Source organism: Variovorax boronicumulans, from assembly GCF_009811375.1.
Taxonomy (GTDB): Bacteria; Pseudomonadota; Gammaproteobacteria; order Burkholderiales; family Burkholderiaceae_C; genus Variovorax; species Variovorax boronicumulans.
Map to the genome: position 1 here is coordinate 118,359 of NZ_BKDH01000002.1, position 19,298 is coordinate 137,656.

Consider the following 19,298-nt stretch of genomic DNA (forward strand, 5'->3'; position numbering starts at 1 on the left):
CGTCGTTGGGTGGTGAAAAGGCTAGAAGCGGTAGGTGGCGCTCGCCACGATGTTGCGTCGCGCACCGTACCAGCAGTCGCCGCGCGACAGGCAGGTGCTGAAGTACACCTTGTCCGTCACGTTGTTGATGTTGAGCGCATAGCGCCACTGGGCCGTATCGTAAGCAAACACCAGGTCGGCCAGCGCCACACCGGGGATGCGCGGGCCGGTGCCGAACTGGGTGTCGCGGAACGAACTCATCACGCGCACGCCGGCGCCCGCCGAGAAGCCGCTCATGCCGGCCACCGAGAACCTGTACTTGGCCCAGAAGCTGGCCTGGTGCTTGGGCAGGCCTTCGATCTGCGCGTCGGCGTCGGTGTAGTTGTAGTGGGCGATCAGGTCGAGGTTGGCGCCCACCGAGCCCTTGGCTTCGAGCTCCACACCCTTGGTCTTGGTCAGGCCGCGCTGCGAGAACACCTTCGGCTGCTCTTCGACGATCTGGTTCTTCTCGCGCAGGTCGTACACCGCGGCGCTGAAGGCCATGGCGCGGTTCTTCGGCTCGTACTTGACGCCGGCTTCCCACTGCTCGCCGCGCAGCGGCGAGAAGATGCGGCCTTCGCGCGGCGACTGCGGCGTGAACGACTCGCTGTAGCTCAGGTACGGCGACCAGCCCGAGGGATGGGCGTACATCACGCCCAGTCGCTTGGTGGTGGCGCTGCTCTTTTGCTCGTCGCTGCCGGCGGCGCTGGACACGGCACGGTCATGGCGCAGGCCGGCCACGAAGATCCAGTTGTCGAGCTTGATCTGGTCCTGCAGGTACAGGCCGGTCTGGCGCTGGCGGGTGCGCGGACGCGCCACGCGCTCGGGCTCGTCCACGTGGCCGTACACCGGTGCATAGAGGTCGATGGTGTCCGCAGTGGTGCCGCCCCAGACGTTCTCGCGCTGGCGCGCGAAGTCCGCGCCCACGAGCAGCGTGTGCTGGAGCGCGCCGGTCTGGAAGTGGCCCTCGACGTGGTTGTCCAGCGTCTGCGTGCGGTTGCGCGTCAGCTGGCTGTCGAAGTAGCGGGGGAACACGCGCTTGAAGATCGGGTCGGTCGACCAGCTGTCGAAGCCGCTGAACGCGCCGCCGTAGTGGTAGCGGTTGTCGTTTTCGTTCTTCGCGTAGCGGAAGTTCTGGCGCACGGTCCAGCTGTCGTTGAACTTGTGCTCGAACTGCCAGCCGAAGGTCTGGCGCTCGCTGTTGTAGTAATCGCCGGCCTCGCCGATGAAGCGGCTGGCGGGCACGCGGCCGTTCGGGTTCGGCAGCAAGGTGCCTTCCCACGGCAGGAACTGCGAGCTGCTGCCGCTCTTGTCTTTTTGCCAGAGCCCCTGCAACGTGAGCGAGGTCGCCGCGTTGGGCCGCCAGGTGAGCGACGGCGCGATCACGCTGCGGTCGTCGGGCACGTTGTCCACTTGCGAATCGGACTTGCGCTGCAGCGCGATCAGCCGGTACGACAGCGAACCGTCGGCGTTCAGCGGACCGGTCAGGTCGGCCTGTACCTGCTTGCGGCCGAAGCTGCCGAACTGCACGCCCACTTCGCGCTGAGCCTCCTGCAGCGGCCGCTTGCTGACCATGTTGACCACGCCGGCGGCCGTGCCCGCACCGAACAGCATGCCCGACGGGCCGCGCAGCACTTCGAGGCGCTCCAGCGTGTAGGGCTCGGTGCGCGTGGTGCTGGTGTAGTAGCCGTAGGCCTGGCGCAGGCCATCGAGGTAGATGTCGGGGTAGGCGCCGCGCACGCGGATCGAATCGGTGCGCGAGTCGACACCGTAGGCGTCGGAGCGCACGCCCGCCGCGTAATTGAGGGCGTCCTGCAGGTTGTTGGCGCCCTGGTCGACCATCTGGTCGCGCGTGATCACGGTGACGGACTGCGGCGTTTCCGACAGCGGCGTGTCGGTCTTGGTGGCGGTGACGGCGTTCTTCGCGCGGTAGCCGATCACGGGCGAGGTGGCGGTCTCGGCTTCGGCGTTCGCATCGACGCGCACTTCAGGCAGCGAGCCCGTGCCGCCCGTTTGCGCCAGAACGTGCTGCTGCGCGTAGATCGCCAGGCAGCCCACCAGCACCGAAGCGGCCCTGCGCCGCGCCCTCATTCTTGCCATGTTTTTATTGCCCATTGAACACTATTGATAACAATTCGCATTCTATTGTCAAGAAAGTCGCGGTCCACGGGTTTTCCAGCACACAGGGGCGAAGCGTTGCAAAACCGCCGCGGTCGCCGCCGCGCGCCGGGCTACGATGCCGCCCGCACGCCCTTGCGTGCGCTGACAGGCCCCATGCTCAAGCTCCTCGCCTCGTTGTTTCCTGCGCTGCGCGGCCCGGCGCTGGTGCTGGTCGTGCTGGTGCTCACCGGCTGCGCCGGCCTGCCGCCGCGCCTGCCCGATGGGCCGCCCTCGATCGCCATTCCCGCTTCGGCCGCCACCCCGCTCGGCCATGCCGCCGCCAGCCTCGATTCGCCGCCCGACGGCCTGTCGAGCATGCGGCCGCTGATCGAGGCCTCGTTCGCGCTCGATGCGCGGCTGGAACTCATCCGCCGCGCCCGGGCCTCGCTCGACGTGCAGACCTACCAGCTCGGCAACGACAAGACCGGCCGCCTGCTGCTGCGCGAACTGCGCGATGCCGCCCGGCGCGGCGTGCGCGTGCGCCTGCTGCTCGACGACTTCTACACCGCCGGCATGGACCGCTTGCTGCTCGGGCTGGCCGCCGAGCCCAACGCGCAGGTGCGGCTGTTCAACCCCTTCGTGAACGCACGCGACCATTCGTCGCTGCGCTGGCTGGAATTCTTCGGCGATTTCCGGCGGCTCAACCACCGCATGCACAACAAGCTGTTCATCGCCGACGGCGCCATGGCCATCGCCGGCGGGCGCAACCTCGCGGACGAGTACTTCCTGCGCAGCGAGAGCGCCAACTTCATCGACTTCGAACTGCTGTTGGCCGGCCCGGTGGTGCCGCAGTCGGCCGGGATCTTCGACACCTACTGGAACAGCGACGTGGTCTACCCGCTGCAGCGCATGGCCGGCACGACGCTCACGCCCGACGAGCTCAAGGCCGCCTTCGACGCCGCGACCTCGCCCGCCTTCGCGCCGCTGCCCGATCCGCTGGCCGCCACCGACCTGCTGGGCGACCTGCCGCTGGGCGCGCAGCTGGACAACATCGGCGAGACGCGCTGGATCCGCGCCGAAGCCGCCGCCACCGCCGACAGCCCGAACAAGGCCCTGGGCACGATGGCGCGCCCGCAGGAGTCGCTGGCGCAGCGCTTCCACGAGATGCTGGGCGCCGCGAAGTCGAACGTGGTGGTGATCTCGCCCTACTTCATTCCCGGCGACGAGGGCATGGAGCGCATCCGCATGGGCCGCGACCACGGCCTGAGCATCACCGTGGTCACCAACTCGCTGGCCGACAGCGACGAGCCCCTGGTGAACATCAACTACAACCGCTACCGCGTCGACATGCTCAAGCTGGGCGTGAACCTGTACGAGGTCAGCACGCAGCAGCTCAAGCGCAGCGGCCAGTTCCGCAGCCTGCTCAAGAAGGCGCGCGGTCGCCTGCACGCCAAGCTGGCGCTGGTCGACCGCCAGTGGGTGCTGCTGGGCTCGATGAACCTCGACCCGCGCTCGGCCCTGCTGAACACCGAGTTCGGCGTGCGCGTGCGCAGCTTCGAGCTCACGCAGGCGCTGCTCTTCGCCTACCAGCTGGACGACATGGAAGGCGTGTACCGCGTCGTGCTCAAGCCCGACGGCCAGAACGTGCAGTGGATCGGCACCGGCGACGTGCACAACGAGGTGCTCGACAGCGAGCCCGACTCCAGCATGCTCACGCGCCTGCAGCTGCTGCTGTTCTCGTGGTTCGTGCCGACCGACCAGCTGTGAGCCGCGAGCGGGCGGCCCCGCGTCGCATCCTCGCCACAAATGCAAACGCCTCGCATTTAGCTCTTTAGAATTCAGCCCGCCGCGTCCAGCGGCCGTCATGGCGTCCCGCCACGGAGCTTCTTCCGTCCGCGCTGCGCCATTGCCTCACCCAGACATTTCCAGTTCAAGGCAGGGCACGACAACGCCCTTCGTCTCTCGCGACGAAGGGCGTTGTCGCGTACGGCTGTGCCTGCGCGGCGCCGCCCTCCAAGAACAAGCACAACCGGACAACATGAAGCCCTCTTCCCGCACAGCCACCCGCACCGCCACCCCCTCGCGCCCGCTGTGGCCCCTTTCGCTGCTGGCCGGCGCCGCCCTCGCGTCGCTGTCGGGCGTCGCGCTGGCACAGGCCGCCGCCACGACCCTGAAGGAAGTCACCGTCAGCGCCGAGGACGACAAGGGCTACGCCCCGGCCGCCACCAGCACCGCCACCAAGGGCAGCGCGCCGCTGCGCGACGTGCCGCAGGCGGTGAACGTTCTGCCCGAGCAGCTGCTGCGCGACCAGGGCGCCGTGTCGATGCAGGACGCCCTGCGCAACGTGCCGGGCGTGAGCTTCAACCACGGCGACGGCCAGCGCGACCAGGTCGTGATCCGCGGCTTCAGCGGCATCTCCGACTGGTTCGTGGACGGCGTGCGCGACGACGCGCTGTACTTTCGCGACCTCTCGGACACCGAGCGCATCGAGGTGCTCAAGGGCCCGGCCGCCGTGCTCTACGGCCGCGGCTCCTCGGGCGGCCTGATCAACCGCGTGACCAAGAAGCCCGTGTTCGAGCGCCGCTTCGGCGAGGTCTCGCTGGGCCTGGGCAGCCACCACTACACGCGCAGCACGATCGACCTGAACACGCCCATCGGCGAGAACATGGCCTTCCGCCTGAACGTGGCGGGCGAGCAGTCGGACAGCTACCGCGACCAGCAGTTCACCGACCGCTACAACATCGCGCCCTCGCTGGCGATCAAGTTCAGCCCGCAGACCGACCTGCTGCTGCAGTACACCAACCTGCGCGACCAGCGCCTCACCGACTTCGGCATTCCGGCGCTCAACGGCCGCCCGGTCGACGTGCCCATCGGCGCCTACTACGGCTCGGCGCACGGCAAGCGCGACGACACCGTGACCAGCAAGGTGCAGACCTTCACCGCCACGCTGAACCACCGCTTCAGCGACGCGCTGAGCCTGCGCAACACCACGCGCTATTCGAGCTACCACCTGGACCGCAACAACACGCTGCCCAGCGGCACCACCGACCCGGTGCGCCTGACGGTGGGCCGCACGCGCGGCATCGTCGACCGCGACGAGAGCGGCTGGTTCAACCAGACCGACCTGACCTGGCGCAACGACCTGGGCGGCTTCAAGCAGGAGTGGCTGGTCGGCGCCGAGTTCGGCGTGCAGCGCAAGCGGCTGTTCAGCGTGTCTTCCGCTACAGGAGCGCAGCGCGTGAACCTGTTCAGCCCGGTGGCGGACCCGCTGCCGATCCCGCTGGCCACCTACCTCGCCGACGGCGCGATCCCGAGCAACAGCGAGTTCAAGACCGCGGCCGTCTACTTCCAGGACCAGATCACGCTGGCGCCGCACTGGAAGGCGCTGATCGGCGGGCGCTACGACGTGTTCAAGCAGGACACCAGCTTCGAGCGCAAGCTCGCGCCGCTGGAACGCACCGACCGCAAGTTCAGCCCGCGCGCCGGCGTGGTGTGGCAGCCCGACACGGTGCAGTCGTACTACGTGTCGTACAGCCGCTCATTCCAGCCCTCGGGCGAGAACTTCGCGCTGTCCACCGGCAACATCGACAACGCGCCAGAGATCACCGTCAACAAGGAAATCGGCGCCAAGTTCGACCTGCTCGACGGCGGCCTGAATCTCACGACCGCGCTGTTCAACCTGGAACGCTCGGGCATCAAGAACACCGACCCGAACAACCCGCGCCGCCAGATCAACGTCGGCACGCAGCGCACCAACGGCCTGGAGCTCGCGCTCAACGGCCGCCTGCCGGGCCGCTGGGACGTGAGCGCGGGCTATGCCTACCTCGACGCGAAGATGACCAGGTCGCTCGCCACCGTGAGTTCGCTGCAGCTGCCCGTGGGCGCCGCGATCCCGGTGCAGGGCAAGACCGCCGCGCTCACGCCGCGTCACTCAGCCTTCGTATGGGCCATGAAGGACCTCGGCCACGGCTTCAGCGCCGGCGGCGGCCTGAACTACGTCAGCGCGCGCTACGCCTCGCTGAGCAACCTCGTCACGCTGCCCTCGTACCTGACCGCCGACCTCGCGGCCAACTACAAGACCGAGCGCTACGAGATCGCGCTGAACCTGAAGAACATCGCGAACCGCAAGTACTACGTCTCGGCCCACGGCAGCGTGGACAACCTGATCCTGCCGGGACCGGGGCGCGAGGTGCAGCTGACGCTGCGCGCGAAGTTCTGAGAAGGCCTCAGGTCGCCGCCGCCACCTTGCGCCGTTGCAGCCACGTGACCCACCAGGCGCCCGCCGTGCACAGCACCAGGTAGACGACGGCGACCAGGATGTAGACCTCGACCACGCGCCCGTCGCGTTGTCCCACCTTGCTGGCGGCGCCGAGAAAGTCGTTCAGGCTGATCACGTAGACCAGCGAGGTGTCCTTGAGCAGCGCGATGGTCTGGTTGATGAGCGAGGGCGTCATGTTGCGAAAGGCCTGCGGCAGGATCACGTGCCGCATCGCCTGCCCCGGCGACATCCCCAGGGACTGCGCCGCCTGCATCTGGCCGGCGCGCACGCTGCCGATGCCGGCGCGGATGATCTCGCAGTAGTACGCGGACTCCGCGAGCACGAACGCCACGAGCGCGGCGTAGATCGGCCCGACGCCGAGGTTCGGGTCGCCGGTCACGGCGCGCAGCACCACTGGCATCAGGAAGTAGATCCACAGGATCGTGAGGATCAGCGGGATCGAGCGGAACAGGTTCACGTACCCCGCCACGAGCGCCGCCACCGGCCGCGGCGCGAAGATCCGCGTGATCGCCAGCAAGGTCCCCAGGCCGATGCCCGCGGCCATGGAGGCCGCCACCAGCAGCGCGGTCATCTGCAGGCCCTGCAGCAGGTAGGGCCAGGCGCGCTGCAGGGCGACCCAATCGAAGTCGTAGCCCATCACGCGGCGCCCAGCAGCCCGGGCACGCGCACCCGATGTTCGATGCGGCGCATCAGCACGATCACGCCGTAGGTGATCGCCATGTAGATGAGCGTCGCCACGATGAAGGCCTCGAAGGGATGGGCGCTGAACTCGCTGAGCTGGCGCGTCTGCCCGGTGAGCTCCATGAGCCCGATCGTCAGCGCGACGGCCGAGTTCTTGAACACGTTCAGGAAGTCCGAGGTCAGCGGCGGGATGACGATGCGCAGGGCCTGGGGCAGGATCACGTAGCGGTAGGCCGCCACGGTTCCCAGGCCCATCGCCATGGCCGCCTGCTTCTGGCTGCGCGGCACCGACTCGATGCCCGCGCGCACCTGCTCAGCCGCCTTCGCCGCCGTGTAGAGCGTGAGGCCCACCAGCACGGTGAGGAACTGGTTCGCGGTCGGGTTCATCTGCTTGATCGCATGGCCCCAGGCGGTCGGCAACAGCTCGGGCACCACGAAGTACCAGAGAAACAGCTGCACCAGCAGCGGCGTGTTGCGAAAGCAGTGGATGTACACCGCCGACAGCGTGCGCGCCGTCCGGTGGGGCAGCGTGCGGGCCACGCCGGCGATCAGGCCCAGGCCCAATGCCAGCGTCCAGGCCAGCAGCGACAGCGCGACCGTCCACAGCAACCCGCGCACGAGCATCAGGCCGTACAGGCCCTCCCCCGTGACCGAGGGTTTGAAGAAGATCAACCAATCCCAGGTGTAGTGCATCGCGAAGGGTGCCGGGAGGCGGTTCGGTTCGTGAAGGGGTGGCCGCGTCCGTGCCTTACAGCGGCTGGTCGCTCGGATGGCGCACGAGCTCCTGCATGTCGGGCGACATCGGGAAGTTGACCGTCACGCTGCCCTTCACCGCGATGGGCTTGAGGAAGTACTTCTCGTACAACGCGGTGAACTCGCCCGATCGCATCATCCCGGTGATCACGCCGTCCACGAGTTTCTTGAACGCCGCGTCGCCCTTGCGCAGCATGCAGCCATAGGCTTCCTTCTGCTGCGGCACGCCGACCACCTCCCAGTCCGCCGGGTTCCTGGCGCGGGCGATGTTGCTGAACAGAATGATGTCGTCCTGCGTCGCGGCCACCGCGCGCCCCGTTTCCACGGTGAGGAAGTTCTCGTTGATGTCCTTGGCCAGGATGATCTGGATGCCCCACTTGTTCTTCTCGTTGAGCTGCCGCAGCATGCGCTCCGCCGTGGTGCCCGCGCTGACCACGACGTTCTTGCCGACGAGGTCGGCCCAGTGCTTGATGCCCGAGTTCTTGCGCACCAGCAGCCGCGCGCCCACGACGAAGAAGGTCGTCGAGAACGACACCTGGTTCTGCCGCTCGGCGTTGTTGGTGGTCGAGCTGCACTCCAGGTCGACGGTCTGGTTGGCGACCAGCGGAATGCGCGTCTGCGGCGTGACTTCCAGGGTCTTGACCTCCAGCCGGGCGAGCTGCAGGTCCTTCTTCACCTGGGCGACCACGCGCTGCGAGATTTCCCAGGCGAAGCCGGCCTGCTTGTTGTGGTCGTCCAGGTAGTTGAACGGGATCGAGGCGCCGCGCGTGGCCACCGTGATCGCCCCGGTGTCCTTGATCTTCTTGAGCGTGCCGTCCAGCGGCGATGCGGTCTGCGCGGCAACGCCGGCGCACAGCGCGAGGCCGGCCATGGCGAGGAAGGAACGGATCAACGCGGCGTGAAGGGTCGGCTTGAAAGTCATCGCGGGCTCCAGGTGTCGGGGATCAGAGATCGAAACGCGTGGCGCAGGCGTCCAGCGCGCCCAGCAGCTCGTCGCGCAGGGCCTGGGGGTCGTCCAGGCCGATCGACAGGCGGACGACCGGCCCTTCGACATCGCAGAAATTGCGCCTGGCGAGTTCCTCCGCCGGGTAGAAGGCCGCGATGCTGCGCACGCCGCCCCAGCTGGCGCCGATGGCAAAGCGCTTCAGGCCGGCGAACAGCGCCCGGTAAGCGTCGTAGGGGCAGTCCACGAGCTGCAGCGACATCACGCAGCCGGGCTGCGCGAAATCGCGCGCCCACAGCGCATGGTCCGGCGCGCCGGGCAGCGCCGGAAAGAGCATGCGGCGCACGAGGCGGTGCGCGGCGAGTTGCCCGGCGATCAGGCGCGCGCTGGCGGCCTGGCGCTCCATGCGCACCTGCATCGTGTCCAGGCCGCGAGCCACCAGGAAGCAGTCCTCCGGGCTCACGGCCAGCCCCATCAGCGACTGCAGGCTGCGCAAGGACCGGTACAGGCCTTCGTCCTGGGTGGTGACGCTGCCCATCAGCACGTCCGAATGCCCGCCCATGTACTTGGTGCATGCGTGAATGCACAGGTCGACGCCGTGCGCCAGCGCGGCAAAGCCCAGCGGGCTGGCCCAGGTGTTGTCGATGGCGGTCAGCACGCCACGGGCGCGCGCCACGGCGGTGATCGCCGGCACGTCCTCCACCTCCATCGTCACCGTGCCGGGCGACTCCAGCCAGATGAGCCGCGTGTTCGGGCGCACGAGGCGCTCGATGCCCGCGCCGATGCGCGGCGCATAGAACTCGACCTCGATGCCCAGTGCCTGCAGCCGTTCGACGGCAAAGGACTTGGCCAGGCCGTAGGCGGCATCGGTCATCAAGAGGTGGTCGCCCTTCTGGAGCAGTGCGAGCAGCACGCCGCAGATGGCCGCCTGTCCGGAGGGAAAGACGATGCCGTGCGCGGCGCCGTCCAGCTCGGCGATGCGCGCCTCGAGGGCGCGCTGCGTCGGCGTGCCCGTCGTGCCGTAGCTGAAGCCGTCCGGCAGGCGGGTGCGGCGATGCACGAAATCGTCGAGCGAATCGAAGACGACCGTGGAGGCGCGCCACACCGGCGGCGCCAGGCTGGCGAAGGCGGCGTCTGCAGAGGACGTGCCGGGATGGGAAATGGATGGGTTCACGATGGAAGTCAGTTCGCGGGGGCCGATTCGATGAGCTGCAGCGCATGCTTCATCTGCTCGACGGCCATGGTTTCGAGATCGGTGTAGACCTTCATCTCCACGCCCAGGCGGGTGAAGGTTTCGCGGGCGGTGGCGATCCGGGCCGGGTCCTGGGTCTTGGGGTTGGCCAGTGCCGCCTCGAGGCGCTTGTACTCGCTGGTAAGCAAGGCCGGCTGCTCGCCGAGGGCACGCAGGCCGGCGTTGGTCATCGAACGGATGCGCAGCAGCATCTTCACGTCCGACTGCTCCATCTCGCCCTGCGCCCGCTCCAGCGCCAGCTTGGCGGCCACCGCCTGCGGGCTGTCGGGCTTGCGGGTGGCCGCAAGGGTCTGGAACCTGGCGACGTCGCTGGAAAAGTCGTGCGCCCACACGGGCGCCGCACACGCCAGGACCGTCACTGCAAGCGCTGTTCGAAGGTTCATCTCGCGTCTTTCGGGAAGTGGCTGAAGACACCGACTCTAGGACGCTGGAGATAATCCGGATCGCGCCCGAAATTCTTTCTCCATAAGCGGTTGTTATATGTTGCTCCGAGAGATCGAGGTGTTCCGTTCCGTGATGTCCGTGGGCTCCGCGAGCAAGGCGGCCGCGCTGCTGGGCGTGACGCAGCCGGCCATCAGCCAGTCGCTGCGCAGGCTGGAGGAAGCCGCGGGCTTTCCCCTGTTCCGCCGGCTGCGCGGCCGCCTGCACCCCACGCCCGAAGCGCAGGCCTTGCTGGTCGAGGTCGAGCGCGTCTTCGTGGGCCTGAGCAGCATCGAGCACCGCATGCGCAGCCTCAAGCGCTTCGGCGTCAACACGCTGCGCATGGCGGTGTACCCGGCCTTCGGCCTGAGCTTCGTTCCGCGGGTGCTGTCGCGGCTGGTGGCCGAGCGCGGCGATGCCGACGCCCGCCCGCAGATTTCGCTGCAGGTGCTCAGTTCGCGGGAGGTGCACGAGGCCGTGCTGGGGCGCCAGGTCGACTTCGGGCTGATGGCCGACGAGATGCCGACGACCGGCCTGGAGCACTCCGAATTCGCGCGCTTTCCGGGCGTGGTGGTGATGCATGCCAAGCACCGGCTGGCCCGCGCCAGGACCATCCAGCCGCATCAACTCGCCGAAGAGCCCTTCCTCGCGCTCAACCCGGAAGATGCGTCCCGGCGCCGCCTGGAGCGGGCCCTGGCGGACTGCAACGTCGCGTTGAGCGTGCTGGTCGAGACCCCTTACGCGGCCAGCGTGTGCGAGATGGCCCTGAGCGGCATGGGCATCGGCGTCGTCAACCCGGTCACCGCGCTGGAGTACGCGCAGCGCGGCCTGGCCGTGCGCCCGCTGTCGCTGGAGGTGTCCTTCGCGGGCATGCTGGTGCTGCCGCCGGGACAGCCGCTGTCCGGCCTGGCGGTGCGCGTGCTCCAGCTCATGCGCATCCAGCTGGCCGAAGACCAGAAGGCCCTGGCGGGCCTTCTCAAGCCTCGCGCCAGGTAGCGCCACGCAGGCGCAAGGCGTTGGTGATCACCGACGCCGAACTCAGGCTCATCGCCAGCGCGGCGATCATCGGCGACAGCAGCCAGCCCGTGAACGGGAACAGCACGCCCGCTGCCAGCGGCACGCCCAGGGCGTTGTAGAGGAAGGCGAAGCCCAGGTTCTGCTTCATGTTGGCGATGGTCTGCTCGGAGATGACGCGCGCCTGCGCAATGCCGCGCAGGTCGCCCTTGACCAGCGTCACCTGGGCGCTGTTCATCGCGACATCGGTGCCGGTGCCCATCGCCACGCCCACGTCGGCCTTGGCGAGCGCGGGCGCGTCGTTGATGCCGTCGCCGGCCATCGCGACGATGCGACCCTCGCGCTGCAGCCTGTCGACCAGCGCGAGCTTGTCGGCCGGCTTCACTTCGCCGTGCACTTCGTCGATGCCCAGCTTCGCGGCGACGGCCCGAGCCGTGGTCAGCCCGTCGCCCGTGGCCATGATGACGCGCAGGCCCGAGGCCTTGAGCGCGGCCAGCGCCTCCAGCGTGGTGGGCTTGATCGGGTCCGACACCGCGAGCAGGCCGGCCGCCTGGCCGTCCACCGCCAGGAACATGACGCTCGCGCCCTCGGCCCGCAGGGCCTCGGCCTGCGGCTTGAGCGCGTCGACCCGCACGCGCAGCTGTTCCATGAGCGCCGTGTTGCCGAGCGCCAGCTTCCGGCCGGCCACGGCACCGCTCACGCCGATGCCGCTGCTGGATTCGAACCCCTCGGGCGTGTCCAGCGCCAGCTGGCGCTCGCGCGCCGCCCGCACGATGGCGTCGGCCAGCGGGTGTTCGCTGCCCTGGTCCAGGCTGGCCGCCAGGCGCAGCACCTCGTCGGCCGTGAAGCCCGGCGCAGGCACCGCGCGCTCGAACTGCGGCCGGCCTTCCGTCAGGGTGCCGGTCTTGTCGACGATGAGCGCATCGACCTTGCGGAAGTTCTCGATCGCCGCGGCATCGCGGAACAGCACGCCCTGCGTGGCCGCCTTGCCGGTGGCCACCATGATCGACATCGGCGTCGCGAGGCCGAGCGCACAGGGGCAGGCAATGATGAGCACCGCCACGGCGTTGATGAGGCCGTAGACCCAGCTGGGCTGCGGCCCGAAGAACCCCCAGGCGAAGAAGGTCAGCACCGCGATGGCGATCACCGTCATGACGAAGTAGCCCGCGACCCGGTCGGCCATCCGCTGCATCGGCGCGCGCGAGCGCTGGGCCTGCGCGACCATCTGCACGATGCTCGCGAGCACGGTCTGCGAGCCGACCTTTTCCGACTGCATGACCAGCGCGCCATTGGTGTTGAGCGTCGCGCCGATGAGCTTGTCGCCCACGCGCTTGGTCACGGGCAGCGGCTCGCCGGTGAGCATCGACTCGTCGACCGCGCTGCCGCCTTCGATCACCACGCCGTCCACCGGCACCTTCTCTCCGGGGCGCACGCGCAGCTTGTCGCCGACATGCACGTGGCCGATGGGCACGTCTTCCTCGGTGCCGTCGGCGCCGATCCGGCGCGCCGTCTTGGGCGCGAGCCCCAGCAGCGACTTGATGGCCGCGGAGGTTTGCGAGCGCGCCTTGAGCTCAAGGATCTGGCCCAGCAAGGTGAGCGAAATGATCACCGCCGCCGCTTCGAAGTAGACCGACACGCGCCCCATCGACACGAACGACGCGGGGAACACGCCCGGCGCCACCGTGGCCACGACGCTGTAGACAAAGGCGGCGGCCGTGCCCAGGCCGATCAGGGTCCACATGTTCGGGCTGCGGTTCGCCACCGACTGCACCGCGCGCACAAAGAACGGCCAACCGGCCCACAGCACGATCGGCACGCTGAGCACGAGCTCGATCCAGCTTTGCGTGCCCATCTCGAACCACTGCAGGCGGTGGCCGGCCATGGCGAGCACGGTGACGACAACGCTCAGCGGCAGCGTCCAGAAGAAGCGCCGCTTGAAGTCTTTCAGCTCGGGATCTTCGCCCTCGTCGAGGGTCGGCATCTCGGGCTCCAGCGTCATGCCGCACTTGGGGCAGTTGCCCGGGTGGTCCTGCCGGATCTCCGGGTGCATGGGGCAGGTGTAGACCGTGCCTTGCGCGGCGGGCTGCGCAGGGCCCGCGGGCGCATGCCCGTGCGATGCGTGGTGATCGTGGTGGTCGTGATGACCGTGGGGGTGTCCTGCGTGCCTGGTGGACGTGTCGTTCATTCGCGTTCTCCGACAGGAAAGGGGGAAGCCCTTGAGGGGGAAGCGATCAGTGTCCAGATTGACACGATGTGAAGGTCAAGCCCTGTCGCGCGATACCCTTGAAGAAAAAGCGCCGGCATGGCGGCCGGCGCGTGAAAGACGCGTGCGCATCACGCTCACTTGCCGGCCTTGCCCACCAGCACCGCGCCCTTCATGCCAGCGTCGTAGTGGCCCGGCTGCAGGCAGCCGAAGTCGACCTTGCCGGCCTGGGTGAACTGCCAGACGATCTCGCCGGTCTTGCCCGCGGCCAGCGTGACCATGTTCGGATCGGCGTGCTCCATCTCGGGGTTCTTCTTCATGGCCTCGTAGTGCGCCAGTAGCGCCTTCTCGGTCCCGAGCACGAGCTCGTGCTTCAGGACGCCGGAGTTCTTGACGACGAAGCGCACCGTCTCCCCCTGCTTGACCTTGATGTCCGCCGGCGTGAAGCGCATCGAGTCCGTCATGTCGACCTGGACCGTGCGCGTCACCTTGGCGGCCACGCCAGGCTTGCCGACGGCGGCTTCGGCATCGTGGCCGTGGCCACCGGCATGGGTGCCCGAAGCAAAGGCGCCGGCAGCGGCCAGTGCGGCTCCTGCGGCGAAAACGGTGTTGCGGAAGGTGTGTGTCATGGTGTCCTTGGAGGTTGCCGGGATGCCGCGACTCTAGGAAGCCAAGCCCGTCCACCACCGATCACCCGGATTACAAAAAAGCAATCTGCGCGCGCGACCTCCGCGCATCGGCGACATGAGCAAGGCCTTATTTTGCCCGGGCAAAATATCTCAAAGCGTCCCGGCCGAAGGCACCCGGCCACCCGGTGTTTCCCCGGAAAAGCACGGCGGTGCCGAACGGCGGCAAGGGCGCCGCCCTTGAAAGGTCATCGAATGCCCTTATGATTAGCACTCGCTGCTGACGAGTGCTAACAGCCCTCCCATCCAGTCGACAGGTCGCCGGTTTCTCCGGCGCCCGACCACAAACAAACCCGTTTCTTACCCTTCCAGGAGATGCAATGAAACTTCGTCCTTTGGCCGATCGCGTGATCGTCAAGCGTGTTGACAGCGAAACCAAGACCGCCTCTGGCATCGTCATCCCCGACGCAGCCGCCGAAAAGCCCGATCAGGGTGAAGTCCTGGCCGTGGGCCCGGGCAAGCGCAACGACAAGGGCGAACTGGCCGCACTGACCGTCAAGGTCGGCGACCGCGTCCTGTTCGGCAAGTACAGCGGCCAGACCGTCAAGGTCGATGGCGACGAACTGCTCGTGATGAAGGAAGACGACCTGTTCGCAGTCGTCGAGAAGTAATTCTTCTCCTCCTTTCGATCCCATCCAAATTCAATCCATTCGGAGTTAATTCATCATGGCAGCAAAAGACGTAGTCTTCGGCGGCGAAGCCCGCGCACGCATGGTCGAGGGTGTCAACATCCTGGCCAACGCAGTCAAAGTGACCCTGGGCCCCAAGGGCCGCAACGTGGTGCTCGAGCGTTCGTTCGGCGCCCCCACCGTGACCAAGGACGGTGTGTCCGTGGCCAAGGAAATCGAACTCAAGGACAAGCTGCAGAACATGGGCGCCCAGCTCGTGAAGGAAGTGGCCTCCAAGACCAGCGACAACGCTGGTGACGGCACCACGACCGCCACGGTCCTGGCACAAGCCATCGTTCGCGAAGGTTTCAAGCTGGTGGCTGCCGGCATGAACCCGATGGACCTGAAGCGCGGCATCGACAAGGCTGTCACGGCCCTGGTCGCCGAGCTGAAGAAGGCTTCGAAGCCCACCACCACCTCCAAGGAAATCGCGCAAGTCGGCTCCATCTCGGCCAACAGCGACGAAACCATCGGCAAGCTCATCGCTGACGCGATGGACAAGGTCGGCAAGGAAGGCGTGATCACCGTGGAAGACGGCAAGTCGCTGGACAGCGAACTCGACGTCGTCGAAGGCATGCAGTTCGACCGCGGCTACCTGTCGCCCTACTTCATCAACAACCCCGAGAAGCAATCGGCGCTGTTGGACAACCCCTTCGTGCTGCTGTTCGACAAGAAGATCAGCAACATCCGTGACCTGCTGCCCGTGCTGGAGCAAGTCGCCAAGGCGGGCCGTCCGCTGCTGATCATTGCCGAAGAAGTCGAAGGCGAAGCCCTGGCTACCTTGGTCGTGAACACGATCCGCGGCATCCTGAAGGTCGTGGCTGTGAAGGCTCCTGGCTTCGGCGACCGCCGCAAGGCCATGCTGGAAGACATCGCCATCCTGACGGGCGGCAAGGTCATCGCTGAAGAAGTGGGCCTGACGCTCGAAAAGGTGACGCTGGCCGACCTGGGTCAAGCCAAGCGCATCGAAGTGGGCAAGGAAAACACGATCATCATCGACGGCGCTGGCGCTGCTGGTGACATCGAAGCCCGCGTGAAGCAAGTTCGCGTTCAGATCGAAGAAGCGACCAGCGACTACGACCGTGAAAAGCTGCAAGAGCGCGTGGCCAAGCTGGCCGGCGGCGTGGCAGTGATCAAGGTTGGCGCGGCCACCGAAGTCGAAATGAAGGAAAAGAAGGCTCGCGTCGAAGACGCCCTGCACGCCACCCGCGCTGCAGTGGAAGAAGGCGTTGTGGCTGGCGGCGGCGTGGCACTGCTGCGTGCCAAGCAAGCCGTGGGCGAGTCGGTCAAGGGCGACAACGCTGATCAAGAAGCCGGCATCAAGCTGGTGCTGAAGGCCATCGAAGCGCCCCTGCGCGAAATCGTGAACAACGCCGGCGGCGAAGCCTCGGTGGTGGTGAACGCTGTGCTGGCCGGCAAGGGCAACTACGGCTTCAACGCTGCGAACGACACGTACGGCGACATGCTCGAGCTGGGCATCCTGGACCCGACGAAGGTCACCCGCACCGCACTGCAGAACGCCGCTTCGGTGTCCTCGCTGCTGCTGACGACCGAAGCCATGGTTGCTGACGCACCCAAGGACGAGTCCGGCGCCGGCGGCGGTGGCATGCCCGACATGGGCGGCATGGGCGGCATGGGCGGCATGGGCATGTAATTTCGCTCGCCCCCAGGCTGCGCGGCACTTCGTGTCCGCTACGCCAACCCCCTACCGGGGGCAACACCTGCGGCCCGGCAAAGCCGGTTCCGCGGTGTTTCGCGAAATGAAAAAGCCCCGCTTCGGCGGGGCTTTTTCTATGGGCGCTCGGTATTAGATCGGGCCTATCGGAACTGGTCGCGCAGCGCCATGTAGAGCACCTGGAACCGCGCATGCCGCGTCTTGTGTCCATCGGCTCCTTCGGATGAAGGCTCCAGCGTCTGCTTCACCGGCGGCAGCGTGCACACCTCGGCGACCTCGCCCCCATCGGCCAGCCACGCCAGCCGCGCCGCACCGAGCGCCCCGCCCGTTTCGCTGCCCGCATACAGCGTCAGCGGCACCTGGAAGATGTCGGCCAACAACTGCCCCCACCAGACACTGCGCGCACCGCCGCCCACGAGCGCGACTTCGCGCAGCGGCATGTCGGCCGGCAGGCGCAGCGTGTCGAAGCCATCGCGCAAACCGAAGCTCACGCCCTCGACCACGGCATAGGCGATCTCCGCCGGGCCATGCGCATGCGTGAGGCCGAACAGCACCCCTTGCGCATTCGGGTTGTTGTGCGGCGAACGCTCGCCCGACAGGTACGGCAGGAACAGCGGGCAGCGCGCCCGGTCCGCCAGCGCGACCGACGCCGCGGCTTCGAGCAGCGCCGCCTCGTCCGCGAACTTGAAGGTCTTCGCCGCCCAGCTCACCGCGCTGGCGGCCGAGAGCATCACCGACATCTGGTGCCAGCGCCTGGGCAAGGCATGGCAGAAGGCGTGCATCGCCTGCGCGGGGTTCGGCAGGAAGCGGTCGGTCGAGACGAACACCACGCCCGAGGTGCCGAGCGAGACGAAGCCCTGCCCCGGCTCCACAAGCCCCATGCCGACCGCGCTGGCGGCGTTGTCGCCCGCGCCGCCGGCGATCTTCACGCCCTCGCGCAATCCCCAGCGCGCCGCCAGTTCCGGCTTGAGCAGCGCGGAGACTTCGCTGCCTTCGACCAGCCGCGGCATGTGAGCGCGCGTGAGCCCCGTGGCGGCGAGCAGTTCGTCGGACCAGTCGCGCGCGCCCACGTCGAGCCACAGCGTGCCGGCCGCGTCGGACATCTCGCTGACCGCTTCGCCGCTGAGCATGAAGCGCAGCCAGTCCTTGGGCAGCAGCACGCGCGCCACGCGGGCGAAGACCTCAGGCTCGTGCTCGCGCACCCACAGCAGCTTGGGCGCGGTGAAGCCGGGCATCGCGAGGTTGCCCGCGATCTCGCCCAGGCGCGGCACGGCGCGCGTGAGCGCCTCGCACTGCGCACCGCTGCGGCCGTCGTTCCAGAGGATGGCCGGGCGCAGCACCTCGCCCGCCGCGTCGAGCAGCGTGGCGCCGTGCATCTGGCCCGACAAGCCGATGGCGCGCACCTGCAGCAGCGCCTCGGCGTGCGTGGTGTGCAGCTCGGCCATGACCGCCTCGAGCGCCTGCCACCACTGGGCAGGCGCCTGCTCGGACCACAGCGGTTGCGGCCGGTCGACCGTGAGCGGCGCGCGTGCCACGCCGACGATGCGGTGATCGTCCGCGAGCAGCAATGCCTTGAGCTCGGACGTGCCGAGGTCGAGTCCCAGATACAAGATGGTCTCCCTGATGGCGCCTTCGGAGCGGGCGCGTTCGCCTTGAAAGAAGTCAGCCGAAGCGCGTGTCGGCCTGGCGCCTGAACTCGCTGGGCGTCATGCCCTTGATTTCGAGAAAGCGCCGGTTGAAGTTCGCCACGTTGTTGAAGCCCACCTGGTAGCAGATGTCGGTCACGTAGTGGTCGGTCTGCATCAGCAGGTGGCAGGCGCTGTTGATGCGCACGCGGTTCACGAAGTCGGTGAAGCTGTTGCCGGTCGAGCGGCGGAAGAAGCGGCTGAAGCGGCTCTCGCTCATGCCCAGCTCGGCGGCCACGTCCGACATCGAGATCGAGTCGGTCATGTTGTTGGTGATGCGGTTCACGATGTCGTTGATCTGGTCGACCTGCGCATCGCCGTCGCTGCCCTGCACGCCCTGCATCTGCACGCTCGACAGCAGCCGGTAGTCGGTGCACTGGGCCAGGTCGGCCATGAACTCGCAGAACAGGCCCAGGCGGCGCACGCCGCGCGCGGCCTTGATGGCGTCCCAGTGCGCCAGCGCCTGCGCCGACATGCCGAAGAACTCGATGCCGTGGCGCGCGCGGTCGAGCAGCGGCATCACGTCGCGCAGCTCGGGAATTTCGGCCGCCGCGCGCTCGATGGGTTCGTGGCGGAACTGGATCACGCGGTCGCGCCCGGCGGCGCCTTCTTCGGGCACGTCCAGCGAGATCCAGTTGTGCGGCAGGCGCGGCCCGCACAGCACGAGGTGGCCGGGCTGGAACGGCCCGATCCAGTCGCCGATGAAGGCCTTGCCCGAGGTCTCGGTGATCAGGTGCAGCTCGTAGTCTTCATGGAAGTGCCATCGCACCAGCGGGCTCGGAAAGCCGTGCGCGAGGCAGCGCACCAGGCCGGTTTCTTCCGGGGCCTCGTAGCCCAGCGACGGGGAGCGCGCGAAGTCGCGCTCCAGTTCGGGTTGGCGTTGACGAGGGATCGCGCGTTTGCGGGTGGTCGTGGTCATGG

The 19,298-nt window shown here is 67.8% G+C and carries 15 protein-coding genes; 5 read left to right on the forward strand and 10 right to left on the reverse strand.

Annotated elements, in window-relative coordinates; translation table 11 throughout:
* Positions 1–21: 21 nt before the first annotated feature.
* The gene (locus VHAB30_RS20465) at positions 22–2,118 is read right to left on the reverse strand and encodes a TonB-dependent siderophore receptor (protein WP_159278446.1); all 2,097 of its coding nucleotides are present in this window, start codon (positions 2,116–2,118) and stop codon (positions 22–24) included.
* A gap of 174 nt (positions 2,119–2,292) precedes the next feature.
* Here VHAB30_RS20465 and VHAB30_RS20470 point away from each other — a divergent pair, with 174 nt between their 5' ends.
* Both VHAB30_RS20470 and VHAB30_RS20475 read left to right on the forward strand, forming a co-directional pair.
* On the forward strand, positions 2,293–3,885 hold the full coding sequence (locus VHAB30_RS20470; protein ID WP_095948312.1) for a phospholipase D family protein: 1,593 nt from the start codon (positions 2,293–2,295) through the stop codon (positions 3,883–3,885).
* A 271-nt stretch (positions 3,886–4,156) separates the two neighbouring features.
* Positions 4,157–6,337 (forward strand): TonB-dependent receptor, encoded by a 2,181-nt coding sequence (locus tag VHAB30_RS20475; protein ID WP_235926871.1) that lies wholly within the window; start codon positions 4,157–4,159, stop codon positions 6,335–6,337.
* Positions 6,338–6,344: 7 nt separating this feature from the next.
* Here VHAB30_RS20475 and VHAB30_RS20480 read toward each other — a convergent pair whose 3' ends face one another.
* Genes VHAB30_RS20480 through VHAB30_RS20500 form a run of 5 tightly spaced genes read right to left on the reverse strand, consistent with a single transcriptional unit; the run spans position 6,345 to position 10,409 of the window.
* Positions 6,345–7,034 carry an amino acid ABC transporter permease gene (locus VHAB30_RS20480; RefSeq protein WP_159278447.1) on the reverse strand — a complete coding sequence of 230 codons (690 nt, stop codon included), beginning with the start codon at positions 7,032–7,034 and terminating at the stop codon, positions 6,345–6,347.
* Positions 7,034–7,771: an amino acid ABC transporter permease gene (locus tag VHAB30_RS20485; protein ID WP_062471835.1), complete on the reverse strand. Its 738-nt coding sequence runs from the start codon at positions 7,769–7,771 to the stop codon at positions 7,034–7,036. Before VHAB30_RS20485 ends, VHAB30_RS20480 begins: the two co-directional genes overlap by 1 nt.
* 55 nt (positions 7,772–7,826) lie before the next feature.
* Entirely contained in the window at positions 7,827–8,753 is a 927-nt protein-coding gene (locus tag VHAB30_RS20490) for a transporter substrate-binding domain-containing protein (protein WP_139700983.1), read from the reverse strand.
* A 22-nt stretch (positions 8,754–8,775) separates the two neighbouring features.
* On the reverse strand, positions 8,776–9,948 hold the full coding sequence (locus tag VHAB30_RS20495; protein WP_235926872.1) for a trans-sulfuration enzyme family protein: 1,173 nt from the start codon (positions 9,946–9,948) through the stop codon (positions 8,776–8,778).
* A gap of 8 nt (positions 9,949–9,956) precedes the next feature.
* Positions 9,957–10,409 (reverse strand): hypothetical protein, encoded by a 453-nt coding sequence (locus VHAB30_RS20500; protein ID WP_159278448.1) that lies wholly within the window; start codon positions 10,407–10,409, stop codon positions 9,957–9,959.
* A gap of 97 nt (positions 10,410–10,506) precedes the next feature.
* Between VHAB30_RS20500 and VHAB30_RS20505 the strand changes: the two genes are divergently transcribed.
* The gene (locus VHAB30_RS20505; RefSeq protein ID WP_095743737.1) at positions 10,507–11,442 is read left to right on the forward strand and encodes a LysR substrate-binding domain-containing protein; all 936 of its coding nucleotides are present in this window, start codon (positions 10,507–10,509) and stop codon (positions 11,440–11,442) included.
* On the opposite strand, the gene VHAB30_RS20510 is transcribed toward VHAB30_RS20505, so the two are convergent.
* Positions 11,423–13,645, reverse strand: a complete 2,223-nt coding sequence (locus VHAB30_RS20510) for a copper-transporting P-type ATPase (RefSeq protein WP_159278449.1) — start codon at positions 13,643–13,645, stop codon at positions 11,423–11,425. The two genes, VHAB30_RS20505 and VHAB30_RS20510, sit on opposite strands and share 20 nt — an antisense overlap.
* Positions 13,646–13,800: 155 nt before the next feature.
* Complete coding sequence (locus VHAB30_RS20515; protein WP_095743735.1) at positions 13,801–14,292, reverse strand: cupredoxin domain-containing protein; 492 nt, start codon at positions 14,290–14,292, stop codon at positions 13,801–13,803.
* A 377-nt stretch (positions 14,293–14,669) separates the two neighbouring features.
* Here VHAB30_RS20515 and VHAB30_RS20520 point away from each other — a divergent pair, with 377 nt between their 5' ends.
* Positions 14,670–14,960 carry a co-chaperone GroES gene (locus VHAB30_RS20520; protein ID WP_056572926.1) on the forward strand — a complete coding sequence of 97 codons (291 nt, stop codon included), beginning with the start codon at positions 14,670–14,672 and terminating at the stop codon, positions 14,958–14,960.
* 55 nt (positions 14,961–15,015) lie between these two features.
* Entirely contained in the window at positions 15,016–16,671 is a 1,656-nt protein-coding gene (groL, locus tag VHAB30_RS20525) for a chaperonin GroEL (RefSeq protein WP_042579049.1), read from the forward strand.
* A 164-nt stretch (positions 16,672–16,835) separates the two neighbouring features.
* Here the strand turns inward: groL and xylB are convergent, their stop codons facing one another.
* Both xylB and VHAB30_RS20535 read right to left on the reverse strand, forming a co-directional pair.
* Positions 16,836–18,302 (reverse strand): xylulokinase, encoded by a 1,467-nt coding sequence (gene xylB, locus VHAB30_RS20530; protein ID WP_159278450.1) that lies wholly within the window; start codon positions 18,300–18,302, stop codon positions 16,836–16,838.
* Positions 18,303–18,354: 52 nt separating this feature from the next.
* On the reverse strand, positions 18,355–19,296 hold the full coding sequence (locus VHAB30_RS20535) for an AraC family transcriptional regulator (protein ID WP_062471853.1): 942 nt from the start codon (positions 19,294–19,296) through the stop codon (positions 18,355–18,357).
* Between the last annotated feature and the right edge of the window lie 2 nt (positions 19,297–19,298).